The organism is Geobacter hydrogenophilus, from assembly GCF_018501225.1.
Classification (GTDB): Bacteria; Desulfobacterota; Desulfuromonadia; order Geobacterales; family Geobacteraceae; genus Geobacter; species Geobacter hydrogenophilus.
This window is the reverse complement of record NZ_JAHCZI010000010.1, coordinates 82,539-105,316: the sequence shown is the minus strand read 5'-3', so window position 1 is coordinate 105,316 and position 22,778 is coordinate 82,539. Positions and strand designations below refer to the sequence as shown.

23 protein-coding genes, 1 tRNA gene and 1 riboswitch are annotated in these 22,778 nt (G+C 59.7%); of the genes, 6 read left to right on the top strand and 18 right to left on the bottom strand.

Annotated features, from left to right (window positions below):
* Positions 1–115 precede the first annotated feature (115 nt).
* The gene (locus KI811_RS14455; protein ID WP_214187182.1) at positions 116–811 is read left to right on the top strand and encodes a DUF1573 domain-containing protein; all 696 of its coding nucleotides are present in this window, start codon (positions 116–118) and stop codon (positions 809–811) included.
* 15 nt (positions 812–826) lie between these two features.
* Here the strand turns inward: KI811_RS14455 and KI811_RS14450 are convergent, their stop codons facing one another.
* On the bottom strand, positions 827–1,675 hold the full coding sequence (locus KI811_RS14450) for an MBL fold metallo-hydrolase (RefSeq protein ID WP_214187181.1): 849 nt from the start codon (positions 1,673–1,675) through the stop codon (positions 827–829).
* 142 nt (positions 1,676–1,817) lie between these two features.
* Here KI811_RS14450 and KI811_RS14445 point away from each other — a divergent pair.
* Positions 1,818–1,894, top strand: a tRNA-Arg gene (locus tag KI811_RS14445).
* A 255-nt stretch (positions 1,895–2,149) separates the two neighbouring features.
* Positions 2,150–2,680, top strand: a complete 531-nt coding sequence (locus KI811_RS14440) for a YbhB/YbcL family Raf kinase inhibitor-like protein (protein ID WP_214187180.1) — start codon at positions 2,150–2,152, stop codon at positions 2,678–2,680.
* On the opposite strand, the gene KI811_RS14435 is transcribed toward KI811_RS14440, so the two are convergent.
* Positions 2,677–3,303 carry a nucleotidyltransferase domain-containing protein gene (locus KI811_RS14435; protein WP_214187179.1) on the bottom strand — a complete coding sequence of 209 codons (627 nt, stop codon included), beginning with the start codon at positions 3,301–3,303 and terminating at the stop codon, positions 2,677–2,679. The genes KI811_RS14440 and KI811_RS14435 overlap by 4 nt on opposite strands.
* Before the next feature lie 133 nt (positions 3,304–3,436).
* Between KI811_RS14435 and KI811_RS14430 the strand changes: the two genes are divergently transcribed.
* Complete coding sequence (locus tag KI811_RS14430) at positions 3,437–3,829, top strand: TraR/DksA family transcriptional regulator (RefSeq protein WP_214187178.1); 393 nt, start codon at positions 3,437–3,439, stop codon at positions 3,827–3,829.
* A 17-nt stretch (positions 3,830–3,846) separates the two neighbouring features.
* Positions 3,847–4,857, top strand: coding sequence for an AmmeMemoRadiSam system radical SAM enzyme (amrS, locus tag KI811_RS14425; protein WP_214187177.1), 1,011 nt, complete (start codon positions 3,847–3,849; stop codon positions 4,855–4,857).
* 9 nt (positions 4,858–4,866) lie between these two features.
* Here the strand turns inward: amrS and KI811_RS14420 are convergent, their stop codons facing one another.
* The 11 genes from KI811_RS14420 to KI811_RS14370 all read right to left on the bottom strand — a co-directional run bounded on the left by KI811_RS14420 (position 4,867) and on the right by KI811_RS14370 (position 16,411).
* Complete coding sequence (locus KI811_RS14420; RefSeq protein WP_246551775.1) at positions 4,867–6,120, bottom strand: sensor histidine kinase; 1,254 nt, start codon at positions 6,118–6,120, stop codon at positions 4,867–4,869.
* Between the two features lie 188 nt (positions 6,121–6,308).
* The gene (gene tatA, locus KI811_RS14415; RefSeq protein WP_214187176.1) at positions 6,309–6,482 is read right to left on the bottom strand and encodes a twin-arginine translocase TatA/TatE family subunit; all 174 of its coding nucleotides are present in this window, start codon (positions 6,480–6,482) and stop codon (positions 6,309–6,311) included.
* Between the two features lie 41 nt (positions 6,483–6,523).
* Positions 6,524–7,021: a HyaD/HybD family hydrogenase maturation endopeptidase gene (locus tag KI811_RS14410; RefSeq protein ID WP_214187175.1), complete on the bottom strand. Its 498-nt coding sequence runs from the start codon at positions 7,019–7,021 to the stop codon at positions 6,524–6,526.
* 83 nt (positions 7,022–7,104) lie between these two features.
* Positions 7,105–8,787, bottom strand: coding sequence for a nickel-dependent hydrogenase large subunit (locus KI811_RS14405; protein WP_214187174.1), 1,683 nt, complete (start codon positions 8,785–8,787; stop codon positions 7,105–7,107).
* Positions 8,788–8,816: 29 nt separating this feature from the next.
* Complete coding sequence (gene hybB, locus KI811_RS14400; protein WP_214187173.1) at positions 8,817–10,142, bottom strand: Ni/Fe-hydrogenase cytochrome b subunit; 1,326 nt, start codon at positions 10,140–10,142, stop codon at positions 8,817–8,819.
* A gap of 1 nt (position 10,143) precedes the next feature.
* Positions 10,144–11,061: a hydrogenase 2 operon protein HybA gene (gene hybA / locus KI811_RS14395; protein WP_214187172.1), complete on the bottom strand. Its 918-nt coding sequence runs from the start codon at positions 11,059–11,061 to the stop codon at positions 10,144–10,146.
* Positions 11,045–12,148 carry a hydrogenase small subunit gene (locus KI811_RS14390; protein ID WP_214187171.1) on the bottom strand — a complete coding sequence of 368 codons (1,104 nt, stop codon included), beginning with the start codon at positions 12,146–12,148 and terminating at the stop codon, positions 11,045–11,047. Before KI811_RS14390 ends, hybA begins: the two co-directional genes overlap by 17 nt.
* A gap of 586 nt (positions 12,149–12,734) precedes the next feature.
* A complete protein-coding gene (locus tag KI811_RS14385) occupies positions 12,735–13,577 on the bottom strand; it encodes a formate dehydrogenase accessory protein FdhE (protein ID WP_214187170.1) in 843 nt (280 codons plus the stop codon).
* A 168-nt stretch (positions 13,578–13,745) separates the two neighbouring features.
* Entirely contained in the window at positions 13,746–14,528 is a 783-nt protein-coding gene (locus KI811_RS14380; RefSeq protein WP_214187169.1) for an ABC transporter permease, read from the bottom strand.
* Complete coding sequence (locus KI811_RS14375) at positions 14,518–15,261, bottom strand: ABC transporter ATP-binding protein (protein ID WP_281874434.1); 744 nt, start codon at positions 15,259–15,261, stop codon at positions 14,518–14,520. Before KI811_RS14375 ends, KI811_RS14380 begins: the two co-directional genes overlap by 11 nt.
* Positions 15,262–15,340: 79 nt before the next feature.
* Entirely contained in the window at positions 15,341–16,411 is a 1,071-nt protein-coding gene (locus KI811_RS14370; protein WP_281874437.1) for an ABC transporter substrate-binding protein, read from the bottom strand.
* A gap of 236 nt (positions 16,412–16,647) precedes the next feature.
* On the opposite strand from KI811_RS14370, the gene KI811_RS14365 reads away from it, so the two are divergent.
* Complete coding sequence (locus KI811_RS14365; protein ID WP_246551774.1) at positions 16,648–18,912, top strand: MlaA family lipoprotein; 2,265 nt, start codon at positions 16,648–16,650, stop codon at positions 18,910–18,912.
* Between the two features lie 152 nt (positions 18,913–19,064).
* Here the strand turns inward: KI811_RS14365 and KI811_RS14360 are convergent, their stop codons facing one another.
* From KI811_RS14360 to KI811_RS14340, 5 genes are all read right to left on the bottom strand, one after another.
* Positions 19,065–19,238 (bottom strand): twin-arginine translocase TatA/TatE family subunit, encoded by a 174-nt coding sequence (locus tag KI811_RS14360; RefSeq protein ID WP_214187166.1) that lies wholly within the window; start codon positions 19,236–19,238, stop codon positions 19,065–19,067.
* Between the two features lie 67 nt (positions 19,239–19,305).
* On the bottom strand, positions 19,306–19,569 hold the full coding sequence (locus KI811_RS14355; RefSeq protein WP_214187165.1) for a TatA/E family twin arginine-targeting protein translocase: 264 nt from the start codon (positions 19,567–19,569) through the stop codon (positions 19,306–19,308).
* Positions 19,557–20,027: a hydrogenase maturation protease gene (locus KI811_RS14350; protein ID WP_214187164.1), complete on the bottom strand. Its 471-nt coding sequence runs from the start codon at positions 20,025–20,027 to the stop codon at positions 19,557–19,559. Before KI811_RS14350 ends, KI811_RS14355 begins: the two co-directional genes overlap by 13 nt.
* Before the next feature lie 5 nt (positions 20,028–20,032).
* Entirely contained in the window at positions 20,033–21,502 is a 1,470-nt protein-coding gene (locus KI811_RS14345; protein WP_214187163.1) for a nickel-dependent hydrogenase large subunit, read from the bottom strand.
* A 72-nt stretch (positions 21,503–21,574) separates the two neighbouring features.
* Positions 21,575–22,564 (bottom strand): hydrogenase small subunit, encoded by a 990-nt coding sequence (locus tag KI811_RS14340; protein WP_214187162.1) that lies wholly within the window; start codon positions 22,562–22,564, stop codon positions 21,575–21,577.
* Positions 22,565–22,639: 75 nt separating this feature from the next.
* A riboswitch (cyclic di-GMP riboswitch) is annotated at positions 22,640–22,716 on the bottom strand.
* Positions 22,717–22,778: the final 62 nt, after the last annotated feature.

Below are 22,778 nucleotides of genomic sequence, written 5' to 3'. Positions count from 1 at the left end.
GAGGACTTAGTGTCAAATCATTATGGTCACCGCAGCCTCTTTTATGCTATATAAACTGAGAGTCTGAAATGCAGGCGTACCAGCTAGCAAATCCCCATCGGGCAAGGAGCAAACGATGATCCGCAAACCCCTTCACACCCTCGCAGTTGCTGCGTTCCTGATCCTGGCATTGTCTCTTCCGGCATTTGCCGCCCCGGCTCTGGAGGTTGACAGGGCCGTTTTCGATTTTGGATCCATCCCCCAGGGCAAAAAGCTCGATCACGTCTTCAAGCTCATGAACAAGGGAGACTCCCCCCTCACCATCAGCAGAACGAGAACGTCATGCGGCTGTACTGTTGCAAATGTTTCAACAAAGACCATCGCCCCGGGGAAAAGCGCAGATCTGAAAATATCCTTTGACTCGGCAAATTTCGGCGGCAAGGTAACCAAGACGATTACCGTTGAGAGCAATGACCCTGCTTCGCCCACCACAACCCTTACCATCAAGGGGATCATCAACGAAGAGCTGGTGATGACCCCTCGCCAAATGAACCTTGGGCAGACCAAGGTAGGGAGCAGCAAGGAAGTCTCCGTTACCCTCGAAAATCATGGGGAGAGGACCGTCAGGATACTCTCTGTCACCACTCCCATGCCCCAGGTAAAGGCAGCCATCAAGAAACAGACCCTTAAGCCGGGTGAAAAGACCCAGGTAGCGGTGACTGTCTCGCCCCGCCCCGAAGACCGCTTCCTGAGCGGGTTCATCATCATTGCCACCGACATCCCAGGCAAACCGGAAATAACGCTTCCCCTCTACGGGTCGGTTGCCAAGTAACCTCCGAAACCGGCATCACTGATCCCGCAGATCCTGGTAGGCCCTCTCAAGGTTCACATCCAGAAAGGCCTTATACCCCGGCATCCCTTCATGGGCGGGAAGCCTGAAGAGTTTCTTTGTCTCGGCCAGGGTCTTACCCGCCTCGATATGGCGCAGGACCTCGGTAAGGAAATCCTTGAAAAAGAGCCGGAAGCGCCTGAGCCCTGACCGGTCTGTCACTTGGCCGAGCCCTGGCACCACATACTGCGCCCCCACAGCCTCCAGGGTCTCCAGAGTGATCACCCAGTCCCGCATGTGCCCTTCGCCCATGTAGCCCACCACGTCGTTGTAAAAGAGGTCCGAGGCAAAGAGAATCCCTTCGTTGGGGAGGAAGAGAAACACGTCTCCCTCGGTGTGGCCGAAGTCCGCACTGCTGAGGACAATGGCGGTGTTGCTCCTGAGAAGAGTCAGCCCTTTGTCGAAAAATGTGACGGGGTTGCGAAGGGGCCTGGTTTCAGACTTCAGCGCCTGCCATGTCTGCCATGACGTGATAATTTCGACATTGGCGGGGAAATCGAAGTCGACATAATTGAAACCCTTGTGGTGATGGGTGAGAATGACGGAACGCAACGGAAGCGGAGTAATCTCGGCGATGTCGGCAATGAGTTCCTTTATTCCTTCGGGAACAAAGTGGGCGCCGGCAAGAATGACCTGGTGGGGGGTGATGATGATGAGGGCATTGCTGGCTGCTTTACCCTCCGGGAGGGCTATGGCGGCGAACACCCCCTCGTCGACCAGCTTTATTTCATAGTTTGCAGCTATTGCAGGTCTCCCGATGAAGCAGAGGAGCACCATAAGGGTCAGAGAGAGAAAGAGCTTTTCCATGGACCTCGCACCCGTTTTTTTCTGACCAGTGTAACAAAACCGGCCCCAAAATGACAGAACCTCTCAGGCATTAACTATTTTGAGCCAAACGGAAACTTTTTCTTGAGAATTTCTACGTCGTAGTGTATCAATAAAAATTCACGGGCGGTTAGCTCAGTTGGATAGAGCGCAGGCCTCCGAAGCCTGAGGTCGTACGTTCGAATCGTATACCGCCCGCCAAAAATGATGAGAGGTTAGGCATGATGCCTAACCTCTTTTTTTGTTTTCATGGGGGCATTGCCTGGTTGGAATTATCGGCTCCCCACCCGCCTTCATACGCACAGAGCAGACCTGAGAGAATTTTGCCACTCTCCTCCCCTGCGCTATACTCTACTCAACAACGACATCAACGCCCCCGCACGCCTGGAATTGACGGAACTGTCGGCCGGCAGCGGTATTTCGAACGGGGGGTGAAGGCGTTCAGGAGGATCGGCAATGGGTAATCGCATCATGCCGTGGCTGCTGGCGGGCTTGTTCATGGCGACGCCGGCAGCGATCGGAAAGGAGGCACGCACCATGAGTGAACTGCAGCTTTCGAGTCCGGCATTCGCCCACGAGGGAGCGATCCCGGCCCGTTTCACCTGCGACGGACAGGACATCAACCCGTCCCTGACGTTCGGCAATATCCCGGCCGGCACCAAATCCCTCGCCCTCATCGTCGACGACCCGGACGCGCCGGTGGGAATGTGGGTCCACTGGGTGATGTGGAACATCCCCCCTGAAACGAGGGAGATCAGGGAGAACAGTGTCCCCGCCGGCGCCCTCCAGGGGCTCAATGACTGGAAGAAAAACCGCTACGGCGGCCCCTGCCCCCCGTCGGGGACCCACCGCTACTTCTTCAAGCTCTACGCCCTCGACTCGAAACTTACCCTGGCGCCGGCCACCACCAAAACCGCGCTGGAGCGAGCCATGACGGGGCACATCCTGGCACGGGGAGAGCTGATGGGGACCTATCGCAGACACTAACCCTTCCCATCGAACTCCTCGCCCTCGGCGACGAGCTTTCTCAGCTTCTTCGCGCTGGCCCGCTCCATGGGCTTCCCGGTTATACTGCTCTTGGGGATACGACGGATGTCCGCGAGGGGATAGATGGTGCATTCGACAACCACCCCATCGTCATCAAGGTAGACATGGGGATAGTCGAAGAACTCCCCGCCGTGGCGGATGGTGACGACCTCCAGTTCGTACGGTATCCCCTTGCCGCGGAGAAATTCCTCCACCTCCTCGTGGGAAGCGGCGAAGAGGTGGAGGTCGATGTCGCTCTGCTCCGTCACCGCGCCGGTGAGGACTGACCCCACGAGACGGGGCTCGAACGGCGCCAGCATTTCCATGAGCCGGAGGGCCGCACACCTCAGGCGGAGCAGCCGCTCCGGCAGCACCTCTTCTTCGTGGAGGCCGATGAGGCGCTGCAACTCCCCATGGATCTCGGCATTGGACGGAAGGTGGGAGCCCAAGGACAGGGCCTTCTCGGGACCGAAGCGCCGGGCCGCCTTCCGCTTGGCGTCACGGTATTCCCGCACCCCTTCCTCGTACATGAGCCGCGCCGCCTCCTGGGCGACGCTGAGCCGTATCCTGTCTTCCCTTCGCACGATTGCCCTCGGTGCCCCTTCCAGCCCCCAGTGAAGCTCAATGCCGGATACGTGGTATACTTCCTTCTGATAATTCATCCTTATCCTTAAGTATACCCGAACGGGCTCCATCACGGGAGATTCGGAGGAGAACATGACACGGATGTCCAGAGAGCGTCAGGAACGGCTTATGGAACTGCTGCTGGCCGAGAAGAGGCGGCTGTGGGGCGAGGTGCGGCGGGAGCTGTTCGGCCAGGTGGGAGGAGAGCTGCAGAGCCAGAACGATCTTCCCCAGGATGTGGGTGATCGGGGGCTCATCGATACGCTGGAGGACACCGACATGGCCGTGGCCGATATTCGCCGACAGGAACTGACCCGGATGGACGAGGCCCTGGGCCGGCTGAAGGAGGGACGCTACGGCTTCTGCGAGGAGTGCGGCGCGGAAATCGACGAGGACCGGCTCCGGGTGGCCCCCTACGCCCCCTGCTGCATCAGTTGCCAGACTCGCCGGGAAGGCCCCCCGTACGGGCCGGGCGTAACGCTCTGAAAGTCGGAGGCTATGCCATGAAAGAAGCCATGTTCTACACACGGGAGAGCGACACCAGGGTTCAGTGCGGCCTCTGCCGCCACCGGTGCATGATCGCCGACGGCGCCCGGGGCATTTGCGCGGTTCGCGAAAACCGGGGAGGCACCCTCTATTCGCTGGTCTACGGCAAGCTGGTTGCCGAGAACGTCGACCCCATCGAGAAAAAGCCCCTCTTCCACGTGCTGCCGGGGAGCAAGTCATTTTCCATCGCCACGATGGGGTGCAACTTCCGCTGCCACCACTGCCAGAACTATTCCATCTCCCAGGTGGCTCCCCAAGGCCCCGTTGCCGGGATTCGACAGACACCGGAATCTGTGGTGGGAAAGGCCCTGGCAACGGGATCCCGCTCCATCGCCTATACCTACACCGAGCCCACCATCTTCTTCGAGTTCGCCTATGACACCGCCCGGCTCGCCCGCCAGGCGGGGCTTCTGAATGTGTTCGTCACCAACGGCTACATCACCCGGGAGGCGCTGACGACCATCGCCCCCTATCTGGACGCGGCCAACATCGACCTGAAGGGGTTCACTGAGGGCTTTTACCGCGACTACGTCCATGGCCGTCTGTCAGAGGTTCTCGACTCCATTATCGAGTACCGGAAGCAGGGGATCTGGATCGAGCTCACCACCCTCGTCATCCCGGGTCTCAACGACTCCGACGGCGAATTGAAGGGTATCGCCTCCTTCATCGTCGACAACCTGGGGGCCGACACGCCATGGCATGTAACCCAGTTCTACCCCACCTACAAGCTGACCGACCGTCCCCGGACGCCGGTGGAGACGCTGCGGCGAGCACGCGACATCGGCAAGTCGGCGGGACTCAACTACGTTTATGAAGGGAATGTCCCCGGAGAGGGGGGAGAGAATACCTGGTGCCCATCCTGCTCGGCCCTGCTCATCGAGCGCTACGGCTACCTGATCGAGAATAACCAGATCCGGGATGGGGGATGCCCCGACTGCGGCACAACCATTGTCGGCATCGGCATGTGATACGGCTTTTCATTCCAGCATGAAATAAAACGTTGCCCCTTTTCCCACTTGCCCCTCAGCCCAGACCTTTCCCCCGTGGCGGTGGATGATACGCTGGACCGTGGCCAACCCGATCCCGATTCCCTCGAATTCCGCCTCGCTGTGCAGCCGCTGGAATGCTCCGAACAGCTTCCCCGCATAGGCCATGTCAAAGCCGGCCCCGTTGTCCCGCACAAAGCAGGCGCGTTTCCCTGTCACCTCTGTGGTCCCGAACTCTATGCAGGCGTCATTATTCTTCGACGTATATTTCCACGCATTGCCGAGAAGATTATCCATGACTATCCGCAGAAGATGGGGATCGGCCATGACCACGACACCACCTTCGATGTCAACCGTTACGTTCCGGTCCGGGTCGGATTTGGCAAGCTCCTCCACGATTTCTCTGGCCATGGCCGAGACATCGACGGGGTGCAGGTCTATTTCCGTGCGTATCATACGCGACAGTTGAAGCAGGGCGTTGACCAAGGTGTCCATCTTCTCGGCTGCGGCGCGAATCCGCTGGAGACAGTCCCTCCCCGGCTCGCCCAGTTTCGAGGCGCACTCCTCCTCGAGGATCCTGCTGAACCCATCGAGATGGCGGAGCGGCGCGCGAAGGTCGTGGGAGACCGAATAGCTGAAGCTCTCCAGCTCCCTGTTGACCGTTTCCAGTGCCGCCTTCTGCCGCAACAGATCCAGGTTCAACCGCGTTATCTCTCCCTGCGCCTTCTTCCGGTGCTCTATCTCCTTTTTCAAGGCGGAATTGGCCGCCTCCAGCTCGGCGGTCCTGTTTCTGACCCGCTGCTCCAGGTCAGTGTTGAGTTTGAGTATTTCCTCTTCCGCATGCTTCCGTTCGGTGATGTCCTCCACAAATCCCTCAAGGAACGCGGTGTCACCGTTGTCATCACGCACAGCGCGCATGGAAAGGGTGGCAATAAAGACCGAACCATCCTTACGTCGATACAAGACCTCGCTCCGGGCGAACGTATCCGTCTCCAGGACCGACCGGATAAGATCGGTGCGCTGCAGAGGATCGACAAATAGCTGCGACGCAATATCGGTAACAGCGCCGGCCATCTCTTCGGGAGAATCGTAGCGAAACATAACGGCGAGGGTGGCATTGATCCTCAAAAACCTGCCACCAATGGTGGACTGGAAGATGCCGACGGGCGCACTCTCGAAGATATCCCTGAATTTTTCCCACTCCTGCCGGTCGTGGTCTTCACCCTGCCGAAAAATATCTTCCATCACCACTCCCCTACGCCTTTCTAGCAGTGTCGGGCAAAAGGTGTCGTTAACGGACAGCGGACGGTTTACCATCTCTCATATACCGTGCATCCAGGCCATGTCAATCCGCAGGAGGAAATCCCCCCTCCGTAACGGAAAAAGGAGCCCATGGCTCCTTTTTCCGTTACTTGTGTGTTGTGTATCGTCCGTCAGGCTTCGTTGGTTTTGTTGACGACTTTAACGTCATCTTCGTTGATCCCCTTCTTGAAGCTCCTGATGGCGCTCCCCATGGACTGTCCCAGCTGGGGGAGCTTGGACGGACCGACCACTACCAGGGCGATGACGAGGATGATGATAATTTCAGGCATTCCGATTCCGAACATACATAAACTCCTTGAAGCCGACGCAGGCCGGCGGTTGGTATTCAGTGCAGCGCAGCGCCGCCCTTTTCGCGGACGGCGTGCCCCATCTCCTTCAGTTCATTCACGATAAGACGGGCCACCTGGGGAAGCCGCTCCCCCAGGGTGCCGGACAGCTCGTCCCCTGGATCGAGGGTTTCGGGGATCACGCCGAGGAGGCTGATCCGCGGCGGGCACCCCCCTCTCATCTCGCTGATGAAGAGCATCTCCTGGATGCCGATCTGGTGGGGCGAGAGCTTCACCGGCAGGCGGTTCAGCATGATGTCTTCCTTTTCGAAGCGGAAGACCTCCCCCGGCGCGCCGGTGGTCTCCACGGTGTCGACGATGTAGACCCGGTCCGCCTCCTCGATCTTGTGGGTGACCATGATCCCGAGGGTGCCGCCGTCGAAGAGCTCCACCTCTTCGGGGAACTCGAAGTGTTTTTCCAGATAGTTGATGCAGTGGACGCCGAACCCCTCGTCGGAGAGGATCAGGTTGCCGGCGCCGAAAATAAGGGTCTTCATGGGTTCTCCCGTAGGGGCGTCGCTTGCTGCGCCCTGATGCACGTCGATGACGGGCGCAGCAAGCGGCGCCCCTACAAACAGATCTACAGTACCTTGATCTTCGTGATCTCCTCCCCTGCCGGGTCGATGGTGTGAACCGCGCAGGCGATGCAGGGGTCGAAGGAGTGGACGGTGCGGAGCACCTCCAGGGGCTTGTCGGGCTGGGCCACGGGGTTACCCACGAGGGAGGCCTCGTAGGGGCCGGGGTTGCCGTGCTCGTCCCGGGGCGAGGCGTTCCAGGTGGAGGGGACCACCGCCTGGTAGTTCTTGATCTTCTTCTTGTCGATCACCATCCAGTGGGACAGGGTGCCCCGGGGAGCCTCGTGGAAGCCGACCCCCCGGTACTCGCCGTCGGGAATCTCGGTGTGATTGGCGTAGGTGGTGTCACCCCTGCCGATGTTGGCCACCAGCTTGTCCAGATAGTCGAGGGAGTAGTCGGCCATGACGTGGGCCCGCACGCCCCGGGCGAAGAGCCGGCCGAGGGTGGAGTGGATGTCGCCGAGCCTGATGCCGAGCTTCGCAACCGCCTCGTCCACGAGCTTTTTGACCTTGGGATTGCCGGTGGCGTAGGCGGCTATGACCTGGGCCGGCGGCCCCACCTGCATCGCCTTGCCGTTGAAGCGCGGCGACTTGCACCAGGAGTACTTGCCGTTTTCCTGGAAATCGGTGTACTCGGGCTTGGTCTCCCCTTCCCACGGATGGAGGGAATCGGCCCCTTCGTACCAGGCATGGGCAACCCCTTCGGTAATCCCCTGGATGAGGGCCTGATCCTGGTGGTTGGTGATGGGCTTGAAGGTGGCGAGGTCGCCTCCGTAGATGATTCCGCCGGGGAGGGCGAACGTGGTGTTCCGGGTGTCGTCGGCGAACTCGGGGACCGCCAGGTAGTTGGTGACGCCGGCCCCATGTTTGAACCACTCCTTGTAGAATGAGGCGATGGTCACGAGATCGGGGTAGTAGACCTTCTGGACGAAGTCGCGGGTCTCGCTCATGAGGGTGCGCAGGTACGCGATCCGCTCCATGTTGAGGGTGGCGATATTCTCCATGTTGACGGCGGTGGCGACCCCCCCCACCACCAGGTTCTGGATGTGGGGGTTCTTGCCGCCGAGGATGGCCACGGCCTGGGCCGCACGGCGCTGGTAGTCCAAGGCCTTCAGGTAGTGGGCCACGGCTATGAGGTTCACCTCGGGCGGAAGCTTCATGGCCGGATGCCCCCAGTAGCCCGAGGCAAAAATGCCGAGCTGGCCACCTTCAACAAAGTGCTTCAACTTGTCCTGGACCGCCTTGAACTCCTTCTCGCTGTTGCCGGGCCAGTCGGAGACGCTCTGGGCAATGGATGCGGCCTTCTTCGGATCGGCCTTCAGGGCCGAGACGATGTCGACCCAGTCCAGGGCCGACAGGTGGTAGAAGTGGACGATGTGGTCCTGCACCGAGTGCTGGGCGATCATGATGTTGCGGATATACTGGGCGTTCAGGGGCACCTCCACGTTCAGGGCGTTCTCCACCGAGCGGATGGAGGAGATGGCGTGGACCGTGGTGCAGACACCACAGAATCGCTGGGCGAAGCTCCAGGCATCCTGAGGATCGCGCCCTTTCAGGATCGTCTCGATCCCCCGCCACATCTGGGCCGAGGACCAGGCCTTGGAGACCTGCCCCCCGTTCACTTCAACGTCGATTCTCAGGTGACCCTCGATACGGGTGATTGGGTCGATGGTGATGCGTTTAGACATGTATTCCTCCAGTAGTTAGTAATTCTTCTCTATTTCCCCACAAACACCCGGGCATGGACGGGATCGGCAACCAGCTCGCCAGCCTCTTCCTCCACCTCTTCCTCGAAGTGCTTTTTGGGATTCGGCATGACCGGGAAGATCTTCACGAGCACCAGGTACCCGAGGATCTCCAGGGCGATGATGCCGACGGTGATCATGAACTCGGCGAAGGAGGGGAAGTAGCTCCATCCCGCTCCAGGGTTGAACCCGATGAGGTAGACGTTGAAGCGGAACAGACCGCCGCCGAGCATCAGGATCGCGCCGGAAACAAAAAGCATCCGCGGCGAGAGACGGTTCTTCTTCCACAGGAGCATAAACGCGCCTCCGCCGATGAGAGCCATCTCCAGCAGGAAGAAGAAGGAGTTCCTGTCAAAGGCGAAAATGGCCGGGATCTGGCCGCGCCAGATGAGATCGCCGAAGCGGACCGCCATCCAGAGGCCGGCGACCATGGGGACCACCTTGGCGAGGCCCGAGATCTCATGGGTCTCGTAGGCCCGCTTGAAGCTGTAGGAGGAGATGATCGACTCGAACATCACCGTGGCGTAGCCGATGAAGATGCAGTTGATGAGGAACAGCAGCGGCAGAAACCCGGTCTGCCAGAGGGGATGGAGCTTGTCGCCGGCAATGATCATCATGGAGCCCAGGGACGACTGGTGCATGGACGGAAGCGTTATGCCGAGGACGATGAAGAAGATCAGCACCTTGTCGAGCCGAACCTGCACGTGTCCCGCAGCCTTGCTGACCACCGACAGCCCCGAATGAAGTGAATCGGTGTCGGGAAGGAGACGCGGATGGAGCCATTGGGCCGACTCCCTCACCCACTGCCACTTGCTGTGCTCCAGGGTGTAGAGGACCGCGGGGAGGAACTCGATGATGAGTACCGTCGAGTAGGTCATGACGCAGAGGGCCACCTCGAACATGATTGAGTTGGGCTGCCACCGGCTCGGGAGGAAGAAGCTGTAGGCGTTCCAGTAGCGCCCCAGGTCCACCATGACCGAGAAACCGGCCAGGCAGTAGCCGAAGACGCTGGTGAGGAGCGCCGACCGGATGAGGGGGTGGTACTTCCAGCGGTTCATGATGTAGATCATGAGGGCCAGGGCGTAGCCGCCGCAGGCGAAGGCGGTGCCGGTGGCCACGTCGTAGGCGATCCAGATCCCCCACGGATAGCCGTCGGAGAGACCGGTCACCGCCCCAACGCCGGCAATGAACCGGTAGGCGATGAGCCCGAAGCCGATGACGACCAGGGCAAGGAGGATGAAGAACGGTTTGGTCAGGATCTTGCCGTGCTGGACCTGATATTCGTCGTGGTGTCCCATCTCAGTTGTCCTCCCCGTGTCCGAGTTGTTCCTGCTCCTTCTTGTTCTTCATGGCGACCGCGCAGAGGACGCCGTAGAGCGCCACCGGGGCTATGAACCCCTTGTAGATGGTGTGCTGGATGTGCTCGGAGAGGGCTGCCGGCGACTCCTCCTTCAACGCGGGGAGCCCCAGCTTCTCGAAGGGGAACGCGGCCAGGTAGAGGTGGTTGGCTCCCCCCACCTCCTTCTCCCCGTACACCTTATTGACATAGCGTCCGGGCTGGTCGGCGATCCGCTTGTGGGCCTCGGCCAGCAGATCCTTCCGCTTGCCGAAGGAGATGGCCCCCACGGGGCAGGTCTCGCCGCAGGCGGGCTTCCCCTTTGCCTTCAGGTTCGTCTCCTTGCAGAAATCGCACTTGACGATCTGGGGGATGGCCTTTGCCCACTGGAACCGGGGGATGTTGTAGGCGCAGGCCACCTGGCAGTAGCGGCAGCCGATGCAGGCGTTCTTGTTGTAGGCGACCACGCCGGTGACCGGGTCCTTGGTCATGGCCTTCACCGGGCAGGCGGAGACGCAGGCGGGCTTCGTGCAGTGCATGCAGGAGTGCTTCACGTAGGAGAAGCGGGTGTCCGACTCCTTGTAGAGCTTGATGATGGTGCGGGTATCGCCGGAGAGGTCCTTGGGGGCGTCCCAGAGCTTGTCGCCGTCAGTGGCCAGATGCTCGTAGGAGAGGTTGTTCTGGTCCATGTTCACCCGCTTGCAGGCCGCCATGCAGGCCTTGCAGCCGACGCACATGGTGGCGTCGTAGAGCATGGCGATGGCGGTCTCGCTCTCCCCTCCACCTTCCGTCGAGGCACAGAGGGGAGCGGCAGTGGCCAGGCAGGCGGCGCCCGTGAGTCCCATGAGCTTCAGGAAGTCGCGCCTACTCGTGCTTTTCATGGGTTTCCTCCCCGGTGGGCAGCTTCTTGGTCAGCATGGCGCCAGCCCCCAGGGCCAGGCCGCCGGCGATGCCGACCACTCCGGTTGCGAGGGGGCTCACGCCGGGACCCTTCTGCCCCAGATCGGCCGGAGCGTAGGTGTCGGGCGGAGTCGGTAGATGAATCTGGAGCTTTTCGGCAATGGGTTTCTTGAAGAGGATGTCGGGCTCGGTGCAACCGATGCAGGGGTGCCCCACGGAGACGGGCCAGACCCCCACGTCGTTGAAGCGCTGGACGGAACAGTTGGCATAGGTCGCAGGACCCTTGCACCCCAGCTTGTAGAGGCAGTACCCCTCGGCGTGGGTCTTGTCGCCGTAGGCAACGGCGAAGCGCCCGGCGTCGAAGTGGGGACGCCGCTCGCAGTGCTCATGGATCTTGCGGCCGTAGGCGAACTTGGGGCGGCCCAGGGAATCCAGCTCAGGGAGCTTGTTGAAGGTCAGGTAGTAGAGGACCGTAGAGAGGAAATTGTAGGGGCTCGGCGGACAGCCGGGGATGTTGATGATCGGCTTGTTCTTGATGATGTCGCGGACCCCCATGGCCCCCGTGGGATTGGGGGGAGAAGACTGGATGCCACCGTAGGCGGCGCAGGTGCCGATGGCGATGATGGCGGCTGCCCCTTCCGCTGCCTTGGTGAGGGAATCGACGGCTGTCATCCCCCCCACCTTGCAGTAGATCCCCTTGTCCTTCGTGGGGATCGCCCCCTCCACCACGAGGATGTACTTGCCGTGGTTGGCGTGCATCGAATCGTGGAGCGATTTCTCCGCCTGGGCACCGGAGCCGATCATGAGGGTCTCGTGGTAATCGAGGGAAAGGGTGTCGAGGATCACGCTTGCGATGTCCGGATGATTAGAGCGGAGCAATGATTCGGAACACCCGGTGCACTCCTGGAAGTGGAGCCAGATCACCGGCGGCTTGTTCGCCCTCTGGGCCGCCTCGGCAACCTTCGTGTGCATGCTGTACGGCAACCCCATGATGGCCGTTGCCGCGACGCAGGTCTTGATGAAATCCCTCCGTGATACGCCGTCACGAAGTGCTGCTTCTTTTCCCATACCCCCCCCTGTCATATCGATTTTCTGCGACACATGGCCGCGTTTATTGGTTTTACGACACCACAACAGGCCCGGTTTGATTAGTTGCTTCAAACCTGATTGATTTGTCAGGCGTGTATACATCAACTTACATGCCAGACACTGAGGCGATTCCAATCTTTTGCATTAACCGCATAACCGGCTGTAATAATTGAATCCGGCTGCAACTGCCTTTAAAATCATGCATCCGTGTCCACGCATCCAAACCTCAAGGGATGGGTCATTCTGTCCACCGATGTATCGTTTTGTCCTGCTTGCCACTAATTTTTGTCGTGCCGATTAGCAGGACATTAGATTACAGAACGGTAACAATAAATGATTCAAGGGTTAGAGACAGGGCTAACAGTGGGGATATTCGCAGCTATCGACAATGTGAACGGCAACAATGGGGAAAAGGAAAACGGCAAGGGCGGCGCACGTTTGTTACTGCCGCCCCCACCTGTCAGGGGTCACATAGGGGGAGATATTGGGGGTATCAATACAGAAGGAATCCTGCTGGAAGAGGGCAAAACACAGAATGGTAACACCGAGGGATCGGCAACAGGATTCATCTCCCCCGCCGGTACCCCTCCTGGGCAGCCAGCAGATCCAGGAGCACGGTGGCAAGGTCATCCAGTTCCGGCGGCACGCCGGCGCTCCCCGTGGGGGAGAGGCGGGTCTTTAGGTACTGTGAGCAGGCAAGGCAGATATCAACCCGGTGGGGGCCTTCGCCCGTGGTGAAATGAGTGAGTTGTTCCGGGTCGTCGTTGTCGCAGAAGGGGCAGTTCGGCTGGTTGTAGGTCCAGCGGCTGAAACAGGTGGAACAGGAAAGGTGGCGCTCCCCCTCCTCCCCCACCAGTTCGGCCATGGCAGCGGGGGAGCCGCAGACCGGGCAGAAGTGTTTGTTCCAGCCGGCATAGAGCGCAGGGTCGACCCCTTCGGCCACCCGCTCAAGGGCAACCCTCAGGGGAGTGTGAAAGGCGAACTCCACGAGCCCCGGGTCAATGCGGATCGCCAGGGCCGTTTCGAGGATGACCCTCCGCTCGTGGTCCAAGACACCCCGCAGAAGCGCCAGCAGGTCGGCCTCTCCCTCCGCAAGGGCCGTCCGGAGACGCTCCAGGCTCTCGCCGCCGTCGTTCCCCACTCTCTGCATCACGTCGATCACCGTGCCGATGAACGCAAGCGCCTTCTCGCGGTCAACGGCAATGGCACCGAAGGAGACAAGCGGAATCCCGTCCCGCAAGCAGTCGGCCGCCGGGCTATCCGGAAGGGTGACCGTCAGGCCCGTTTCCCCCTCCTTCCCCTCGATGGCGGCATACAGCTCGCTGAAGATGGCCAGCACCTCAGTGTACTCGGGGTTCTCGCGACACAGCGTATCGACAAAGGCCTTCTTTTCGGCGGCTCGTGGCATGGCGAATGGTTTTCCTTTCAGGAGAGAATCACAACGTCCCCCACTATTACCCTTCTTTGCCGCGTATCGCAACTGTTGCGGGACGATCTACGGTGCAAATCCGACCATGACCGGAAGGGAAGGCCCGGAAGGTCAAGCGTTGGCGCCATCACGTGGTCCTCTCAGAACCTACCCCCCCCTCTTCTCAAGCCCCCAGCGGATACGAATCCGCTGCTCAATGATCCCGAAGAAGAACCGGTCGAGCAGGAGGCCGAACAAAATCGTCACCACCATGATACCCATGACCTGGGCCGCGTCGTTCAGTTCGCGTCCCATGTAGAGCAGAAAACCAAGGCCAATGGTGGATTTGATCAGTTCCGCAGAGACGCCGCCGTGCCACCCCAGGGTCCACCCCAGCTTGAGGCCCGTAACGATGGCGGGAAGCGCTGCGGGAAGGATCACCCGCGCAGGCATCGCGTACCAGGGGGTGCCGAGGGTTTTCGCCGCCCGAAGGTAGAAGGGCGGAATCTGGAGAATGCCGCTCGACGTGGCAAGGGCCATGGCCGGCACTGAGCTCATGATAATCACGAAATAGATCCCCCGCTCGCTCAGCCCGTAGATGAGGAGGGAGATCGGTACCCACGCCGCTGTCGGCAGGGTCTGGAGACCGAGGAAGAGCGACTTGAAACAGAGATTGGTTATGGGACTGACCCCCATGACAAGGCCGATGCTCAGCCCGATTGCCGCCGCAAGGATGAACCCCTTCCCCATCCGCACGAGAGTGGCCTCGACACTGGGGAGCAGATAGCCGTCCGCCCCCAGCTCCCACAACCGCTTTGTCACCTGGACCGGTGAAGGGAACAGGTATTCCGGGATAAGGCCGACGCTGAACAGCGTCTGCCAGAGGGCGAAAATCAGGACGTAGAAAAGCGCCACAACCATGGTTGCCTTGTTGGCCTGTTCACTTTTCATCGGGAGGGTTCTCCAGTTCTTCCATGATCCGGCCGGCGTATTCACCTACTTCCTGATCGTTGATATCCCTCGGCCGCGGCAGGTCCACGCGGATTTCCTTCTGGACCCTGCCGGGCCGCGGCGTGAAAACCAGGACGCGGTCCGCCAGGCACGCGGCTTCCCGCGGATCGTGCGTAACGGAGATGATGGTCTTGCCGGTACGGACCAGGATATCCTGCAGATCGGCATACAGCTTTGTCCGGACCAAGGCATCGAGGGCGGGAAACGGCTCGTCGACAAGCAGCACTTTCGGATCGGGGGCCAGGGCCCGGGCCAGCGCCACCCGCTGCTTCATGCCCCCTGAGAGCTCATGGACCAGGGATTTCTCGAATTCCTCCAGCCCGATCATCTTGAGCCACGAGCGTGCGGTTTCGCGCTGTTTCCGGAGGCGGAACCGGAATTCCCGTTTGTGCTTCAGGCCGTACATGACGTTTCTGACAACGTTGAGCCACGGGAACAACGTGTGTTCCTGGAACATCATCAGGCGATCACTGCCCGGCATGGTGACGGGGCTGCCTTCGAAGAGGACTTCTCCGGTGGTGGGCGTTTCGAAGCCGGCAATGATGTCGAGGAGAGTGGACTTCCCGCAGCCGGAGGGGCCGAAGAATACCACGAACTCCCCTTCCTCGATTTCCAGGTTGGAGGGTGCCAGCGCCTCCACTGCCTGCGTGGCACTCTGGAAGGTCTTTGACACATTCGTAAGCTGCAGCAGCTTCGCCCGAGATGGTTCCGCCGAAGCATTTTGCGGCAGTGGCGCTTGTGTTTTCGTTCGGTTACCGAACTCCATCACTCACCTCGGGCAGGTTCTTCTGCCGTAACACCGCATTCAAGGGTTTGAGCTCATAGATTCCGTCAAGTCGTGGACTTGGCCTGAGAAATTTTATCCTATGCGCAATTTCAGCCAATTTCGCCAAGGACGGGGCAATGGGATCCCAGGTAAATTCCACACGACTGAGGGCCCGGCTGATGACCTCGTCTTTCAGCTCCTTGCCCGTGTCTTTCTCCAGTTGCCCGTTGAGGAGCCTGGCGGTTGCAGCCTTGTCGGCATTCATACGCTGGGTTATCTCCACATGGGCCGTCAAAAGCTTGTTCACCAAATCCCTGTTCTCGGTCAGAAATTTTCTATGCACGACCAGATGGGTGGTCACATAGCGTCCCTCGGGCCAGAGGCTTTTCTCATCGAGGAACAGACGGCCCCCACCCTCCAGTTCCAGACGGGAAAGCCACGGCTCGATGGTCCAGGCCCCGTCAATCTGCTTTTTCTTGAACATGGTCAGTTGATCAGGGTTGGAAAGGGGAACCAATGAAACCGTCCCTCCTGTTTCCTTGAGCCTGTACCCCTTGGCCGCGAACCAGGCCCGGGCGGCGAGGTCCTGTGTGTTTCCCAGTTGCGGCGTGGCGATGACCCTGCCGTGAAAATCTTTTTCTCCCCCAATTCCCGAATCGTTTCGCACCACCAGCCCTGCTCCGCCACTGGAAGCGCCCGCCACAATGACGAACTTCTCTCCCTTGGACTTTATGTACCCGTTGATCGTCGGACTGGGACCGATGAACGCTGCATCAAGCGCATCGACGAACAGGGCCTCGATGACCGACGGCCCGGCATTGAAGGGAATCCACTCGACGGGGACGCCCACCATTTTCTCCAGTTCGCCGGTTGCCCGCGCGTAGAGGGCCTGCCCATGGGTAATGTTCGGGAAGTACCCCAGCCGGAGCCGCTTGGCCCCTGCCTGGGCCTGGAAGCAGGGCACAAGGAGCAGGCAAAGGAGAAAAGCTCCCCACATGAGCCGACAGGTTTCCCGGCGCGACTTTATCGCTATTTCCCATCCAATAGCTCCGGCCACCTGGCGCTCCCGTGAATCGTATTGCGGCGACATTGCCGCGGAAAGGTACCGACGTCAGAGACAGTATAAAGTAATTCCGGGAGATTACCTTATGTCGTTCACCGGAAAGGCACAAAAAAGCCTGCCATGTTCGATGACGGGTTTTCGCCCAAGGAAACTGCTCCACTACCCTTGTCTTGTGTTGAGGGAGGTGTACCCTTGAGGCTGAATGGTTAGTGTGCAGGGCTGGACGTTATATGTCACGCAAGGAGGCTGAGATGATCTTCAAGGGGTTATGCATCCGCGGGAAAGGGAGTCCAATCCCCCCGATCATCGGCGCGCTGCTGGCGCTGGCCATCTGCTGCCACACGCTGGTTTCGCCGGTCGGCGCAGCGGAAGAACCTTACGAATACCCGTTTGCCGATCCGTACGCCGCCACCGTGATCGGCACGCCAAAGGAGCTGCAGGCCGAAGTGCCGCAGAAAATCCCCCTCAGGGAGCCGGAGGTGGCGGTGTTCGAGGACCGGCCGGTTCCCGACATCCTCTGGTACGACAGGAAACTGCGCTATTCCATTGCCACCCAGCGCCGGCCAGCGCCGCTCATCTTCCTCATTGCCGGCATGGGAGCCGGGCACAACGACCCGAAAATCCAGTTCCTGCAGCGGGTGTTTTTCAAGGCGGGATTCCATGTGGTCTGCCTCCCCTCCGCAACCCACCCGAACTTCATTCCCGCTGCCTCGGGGAGCGGCATTCCCGGTTTCCTGATGGAAGACGCCCGAGACCTCTACCGGGCCATGGAGCTGATTATCCGCGATGTCCGCGAAGATGTGGCAATCACCGGCTTTGATCTGGCCGGATACAGCCTCGGTGCCGATCACGCCGCGTTTCTGGCCGAGCTGGACAATCGGCTCGGCCAGTTCAGGTTCAACAAGGTGCTCCTCATCAATCCGCCGGTCAGCCTCTACCATGCGGCAGGGGTCCTCGACGAGATGATCAAGAAGATCCCGGGAGGGGAGGAAAAATTCCAGGAATTCTTCGACAATGCCTTCAGGGCCTTTACGGCCATCTACCAGTCGAACGAACGGGTCGAATTTACGGGCGATTTTCTCTTCAGGGGCAGAAAACCCAATGACGAAAACCTGGCGGCTCTGATCGGCCTTTCGTTCCGGCTGGCCGTGGCAAACCTGGCCTTCACGTCCGATGTCTTCACCAATGCCGGCTACATCAAACCGAAAAACCTCGAACTTTCCACCACCGACTCCCTGACCGACTATTTCAAGGTGGCGGATCTGGTCAAGTTCCTGGACTATTTCCGGGATCTCCTCGCCCCCTACTACCTGGAACAGATTCCGGGGATGACCGAGCAGCAGTTGATCGAACAACTCAGCCTCAGGAGCATCGAGCAATTCCTCCGCAATTCCCCATCGGTCTACCTGGTCCATAACGTCGACGACCTGCTCCTGGCGCCGGGAGACATCAACTATCTGAAGGATGTGTTCGGCTCCCGGGCCAGGATCTATCCACGGGGCGGCCACTGCGGCAACATCGACCACCGGGTGAACGTGGCGCACATGCTGGAAATCTTCAAGGGGGAGACAACTGGCGGAAGCACGGGCACGACAGCTCCGGACAGTGAGGGGGCTGCCGGCGCGGGGAAAGAGATGAAGCCCGGAGCCGAACCGGGGGAGCAGACGCAAACCGCGCTTCTGTCCCGGGAAGCCGCTCCTCCACTGAGGGATTCCGGTGGACCGCGCAATGAAGCATTTACCGCACCCCGCCCGGCCGTCATTTCCACAGGAATGGTGAGCGGACAGACAGGGGCGCGAAATCCCGAGACCTCCGCCAAAGGGACACGGCAGATCATCGCCCCGCGCCGCTCAGAGGCCAAACCGGGCCTGTCATACGTCATCGACGTGCATGACCCCATCGAACCGGTGAACCGGGCGCTCTACCGGTTTAACGCCATGTTTGACGAATACCTGTTCCTGCCGGTAACCCGGGCCTACGAATTCATCACCCCGGTCTTTCTCCAGGACCGGATCTCCGGCATCTTCGCCAACATCTCCGAGGTCCGCAACCTGCTCAATTCGATCCTCCAGTTGCGGCCCAAGACCTCCGCAACGGTCTTTACCCGGTTCCTCGTCAACTCGACCCTCGGCATCGGCGGGATGTGGGACCCCGCCACCGATCTGGGCTTTCCGAAGCATGAGGAAGATTTCGGCCAGACGCTGGGATGGTGGGGATTGAAGCAGGGGCCGTATATCATGCTGCCGATCTTCGGGCCTTCCAGCCTGCGTGACACGACCGGCCTCGTGGGGGATTCCGCTGCGAGCTATTTCTACCTCTACCAGCCAACGGACATGGACCAGAATATCGGCGCGGGATCTGCCTATACAGGCGGGAACGCCATTGATACGCGGCACAACATCCCGTTCCGGTACTACCAGACCGGCTCCCCCTTCGAATACGACCTGGTACGCCTGCTCTACAAGAAGAAACGGGAGCTGGACATAGCGCGGTAATTTTTTTAGAACAACGGGATTCTGGCCAAAAAACAAGCCCCCGGCTACAAAACCGGGGGCTATTATTCATTCTGGCCTACTGCGAACAGCCTGTTGCAGAGCTTCTACACTCACAGTAAGCCGTTCCGTTCATTCCTCAAAAGATAGTGTAATCAAGCCCTTTCCTTCGGATTGATCTCGATTTCGTCCTTTCCTTCAGACGCTTTTTTGAAATTCTTGATGCTCTTACCGAAGGCGCTCCCTATTTCCGGCAGCTTTCCGGCGCCAAACACCACCAGCACAATAGAGAGAATAATCAACAATTCAGGCACGCCAAATCCGAACATGAAAAACCTCCACACAGTTTGCGTTTAGTATGCTTGCTGGAGAAAGAAACGGGCAGGCCCGACGTTGTCACGCAGCGTTACGCGTGGCCTCTCCAGGGGCCTTTTCCGGCCCCGTTTTCTCTTTTGCGGCGTTTTCCCGGGCAATCCGCTCCTTTTCTTCGGCGGCCCGAGCCTCTTCTTCCAGCCCCCTTCTGAAGTCATTGGAGGCTCGCTTGAATTCGGCGAGCCCTTTCCCGAGAGAGCGGGCCATATCGGGAAGTTTTTGTGGTCCGATGACAACCAGTGCTATGACCAGGATTACTATCAATTCCGGCATTCCTATTCCGAACATGCTGCTGCTCCTGTCTGTTCCCGTGCTATCTCCGCTTTCACTGCGTCGAGCACCGAAGGAACCATCTTCTGAACCTCGGGGGAGAGGTCAACTCCCCAATCGATCCGGGCCGGTTCCACGCCGATGACGACCACGTCGGGGAGCGTATCCCTCCCCGCCAGGAACAGGGTCCGCGAGAGGTCGAATCCGTGGAGGGAGGCGATGCATTCAGGCTTGACGCATTCGTCGAAGGGAACCCGGTAGATTGATCCGGGCGCATGGTCCGCCTGCATTGCATCCACGATGATGACGCGGTCTGCCTTTTCGATCTCCGGAAGCGCATCGAGAAAGGCGGTCCCCACATCGAGTATGACGACATCTTCCAGTAACACTTCCTGCTGGAGGAGGCGGGCGACATGCACACCCACCCCCTCGTCGCAGAGAAGGAGGTTGCCTATGCCGAGAACAAGCGATCTCACGGCTCTTATCGGGCTCCGGCGTTCACGATGACAACGGGCTTTCCCTCGGGGCGCATGACGTGCACGGCGCAGGAGAGGCACGGGTCAAAGGAGTGGATGACGCGCAGCACCTCGATCGGCTGCTTCGGGTCGGTGATTTTCGTCCCGATCAATGCCTGCTCCATGGGGCCGTGGACGCCGTTGGTGTCCTTCGGCGAGGCGTTCCAGCAGGTGGGGGTTATGACCTGATAGTTCGAGATTGCCGGGCCGCCCGTGGGGGACTTTACAGCGGTGGTGGAGGTGGTCAGCCAGTGGCCGATGGCCCCGCGGGGAGCCTCGGTGAGTCCCACGCCGGACTTGCTGTAGGGGGTGGTATACGTGCTGTAGACGGCGCCCCCGACGGCAAGCTGGCTCAACCAGTCGTTCATGGCATTGGCCACCTTCTGGGCCTCGATGGCCCGCGCCATATGGCGGTCCATTACCGAAATGCCGGTGCGGTAGTCGCCGTTCACCCACATCCGGGCAAGGGGGCCGGTTTCCATCGGCTTGCCGCTGTATCTCGGCGACTTGAGCCAGGAATATGCCTTTGTTTTCGTTGCGGGATCCACCGTCACGGTGGTTCCGCTTGCCGGGTTCTTGTTGTTGGTGGAATCCGCGTACCAGGAATACGTTACCTGTTCGGTGATATTGCCTATCGAGACCGCCTGGACGCTGGTGGGTGCCGTATTGTAGACGAGACCCCGCTTCAGGAGCTTTGTCGAGCCGCTATCGACCAGGTCGAACACGCCGTAAGCCATGAGATTCCCGTGGCCCTTGCCGATCTTGCTATAGTCAGAATACACACTCTGAAGAAGCTTCACATCGGGGATATAGTCATAGGTGATGAACTGGATCAGCTCATTGAGATACTTTCTGAAAGAGCTGATCATTGCCGACGTGGGCTTGGTCGTGAACCCGCCAGCCGCAAACGAGGGAGGCGAAGGCATCCTCCCGCCGAAAATCGCCCCCATCTCGTGGGCCTTTCTCCGCAGGGTGACAGCATTTGTGAAGTTGCCGGCGATCTGCTGGAGACTGGAACTCCTCATCAGATCCACGTCCCAGGAAGGAGTCCATGGGGCGCTTGCAGGGGGAGTAATGTAGTCGAGGGAGGCAAGAAGGTAAAAGTGGAGGATGTGGGACTGGAGGAAATTCGCGCCCAGCACCAGGTTGCGCAGAAGCCTCGCATTGGAGGGAGCCGTCATTCCAGCGGCAGCTTCCAGGGCGAGAGTCGCTGCCATTCCGTGGGATACGGGACAGACGCCGCAGATGCGCTGGGTCAGGTAGGCGGCGTCCTTGGGATCGCGCCCCTTGAGGATGTTTTCAAAGCCCCGGAACTGGGTTCCGGTGCACTGGGCATCGACAACCTGCTGCACTCCGTTCACGGTATCAATGGTCACTTGGACCTTTAAATGTCCTTCTATCCGGGTTACCGGATCAACGATTGTTACAGTTGCCATATGTAATCTCCTGTTGATACAAGCTTTTAAGTCTCGAATACTCTAGAGTCGGCCGTGTGACGGTACCAGGGATTAATGGGGCTTGCCGTCTGTGTGGCATGCGGTGCAGGTGGTATTGGTCGCTATAGTCTTGTGTCCTTTTTGAGTCGCCCCCATGGTGCTGAACAGCGGAGCGAACTTGTCCGGGAAGCCGCTTTGCGTGCAGCCAAGACAGAGGGAATCCGCGCCGTTGCCGTTTGCGGTGACCGTACCGACGCACCAGTTTGTCCCGTTGTTCCATTTGCGGGTCGGACAGTCGGCGTAGGTCTGCTGCCCCTTGCATCCCAGATTGTTCATGCAGAGTCCGGTATCGCTCAAAGAGGTCGCCCAGTCCTTGCTGCGCCGGGAGCACTGGCTGTGCACCGTCTTACCGAAGAGGGCGGTGGGTCTTCCCAATGAATCCAGGGTGGGAACCGTGCCGGCGAGAAGCTGGGCAATGGTCCAGACGATCCAGTCCGGATGGGTCGGGCAGCCCGGGATGTTGATGGTTGAAACCCCGGTGGCGGCACTGACGCTCTTGATGCCGGTCGGGTTGGGATTGGCGCCGCATATGCCGTTGAAGCTGGCACAGGTGCCGATGGAGAGAACCTTAGCAGCCTTCGGTGCCAGTTCCTTGACCGCAGCCAGGGCGGTGACGTCGGTGCCGTTCTCGGTCCACAACGTACACGTTCTGCCGTTGTACAGGGTCGGGATACCCCCCTCGACCGCCAGGATGAACGTTCCAGCTGCGGCGTTGCGAAGGGTCTGGACGGCCTGATCTCCTGCCGCCCCCATCAGGGTGGGATGAAAGGCCAGATCAATGGTGTTGATCAGCAGATCAGCGACGTCCACCGGACCGCTGCTAGATACGAGGTTTGCCAAAGAGACGGTGCAACCGGTGCAACTGGCCCCCTTCAGCCAGATGATCGGAGGACCGCTGGTGCTCGCCAGGGCCTTTGAGAGGGGTCCCAGCGCGGACGTCAGGCCCAACGCAGCCGCTGACGCGGTGCAGTACTTCATGAACTCTCGTCTTGTCACTTTCATTTGTTTCCTCCTCGTACGGGCGATTTTGCGAAATTGCGCACAAAAAAAAGCCGGGTCGCGAATATCGGGAGATATTTCGGCGACCCGGCTGTCTCTGTGAGACCCTGTAGGCTTTCCGCCCCATCCTCGCGGATGGTTTAGTATTATCGAGTATCGTTGCGTTATTTTTTTGTAACTAGTCTGTGGCCTTATAAAATTCTTGCTCCCAAAAAGC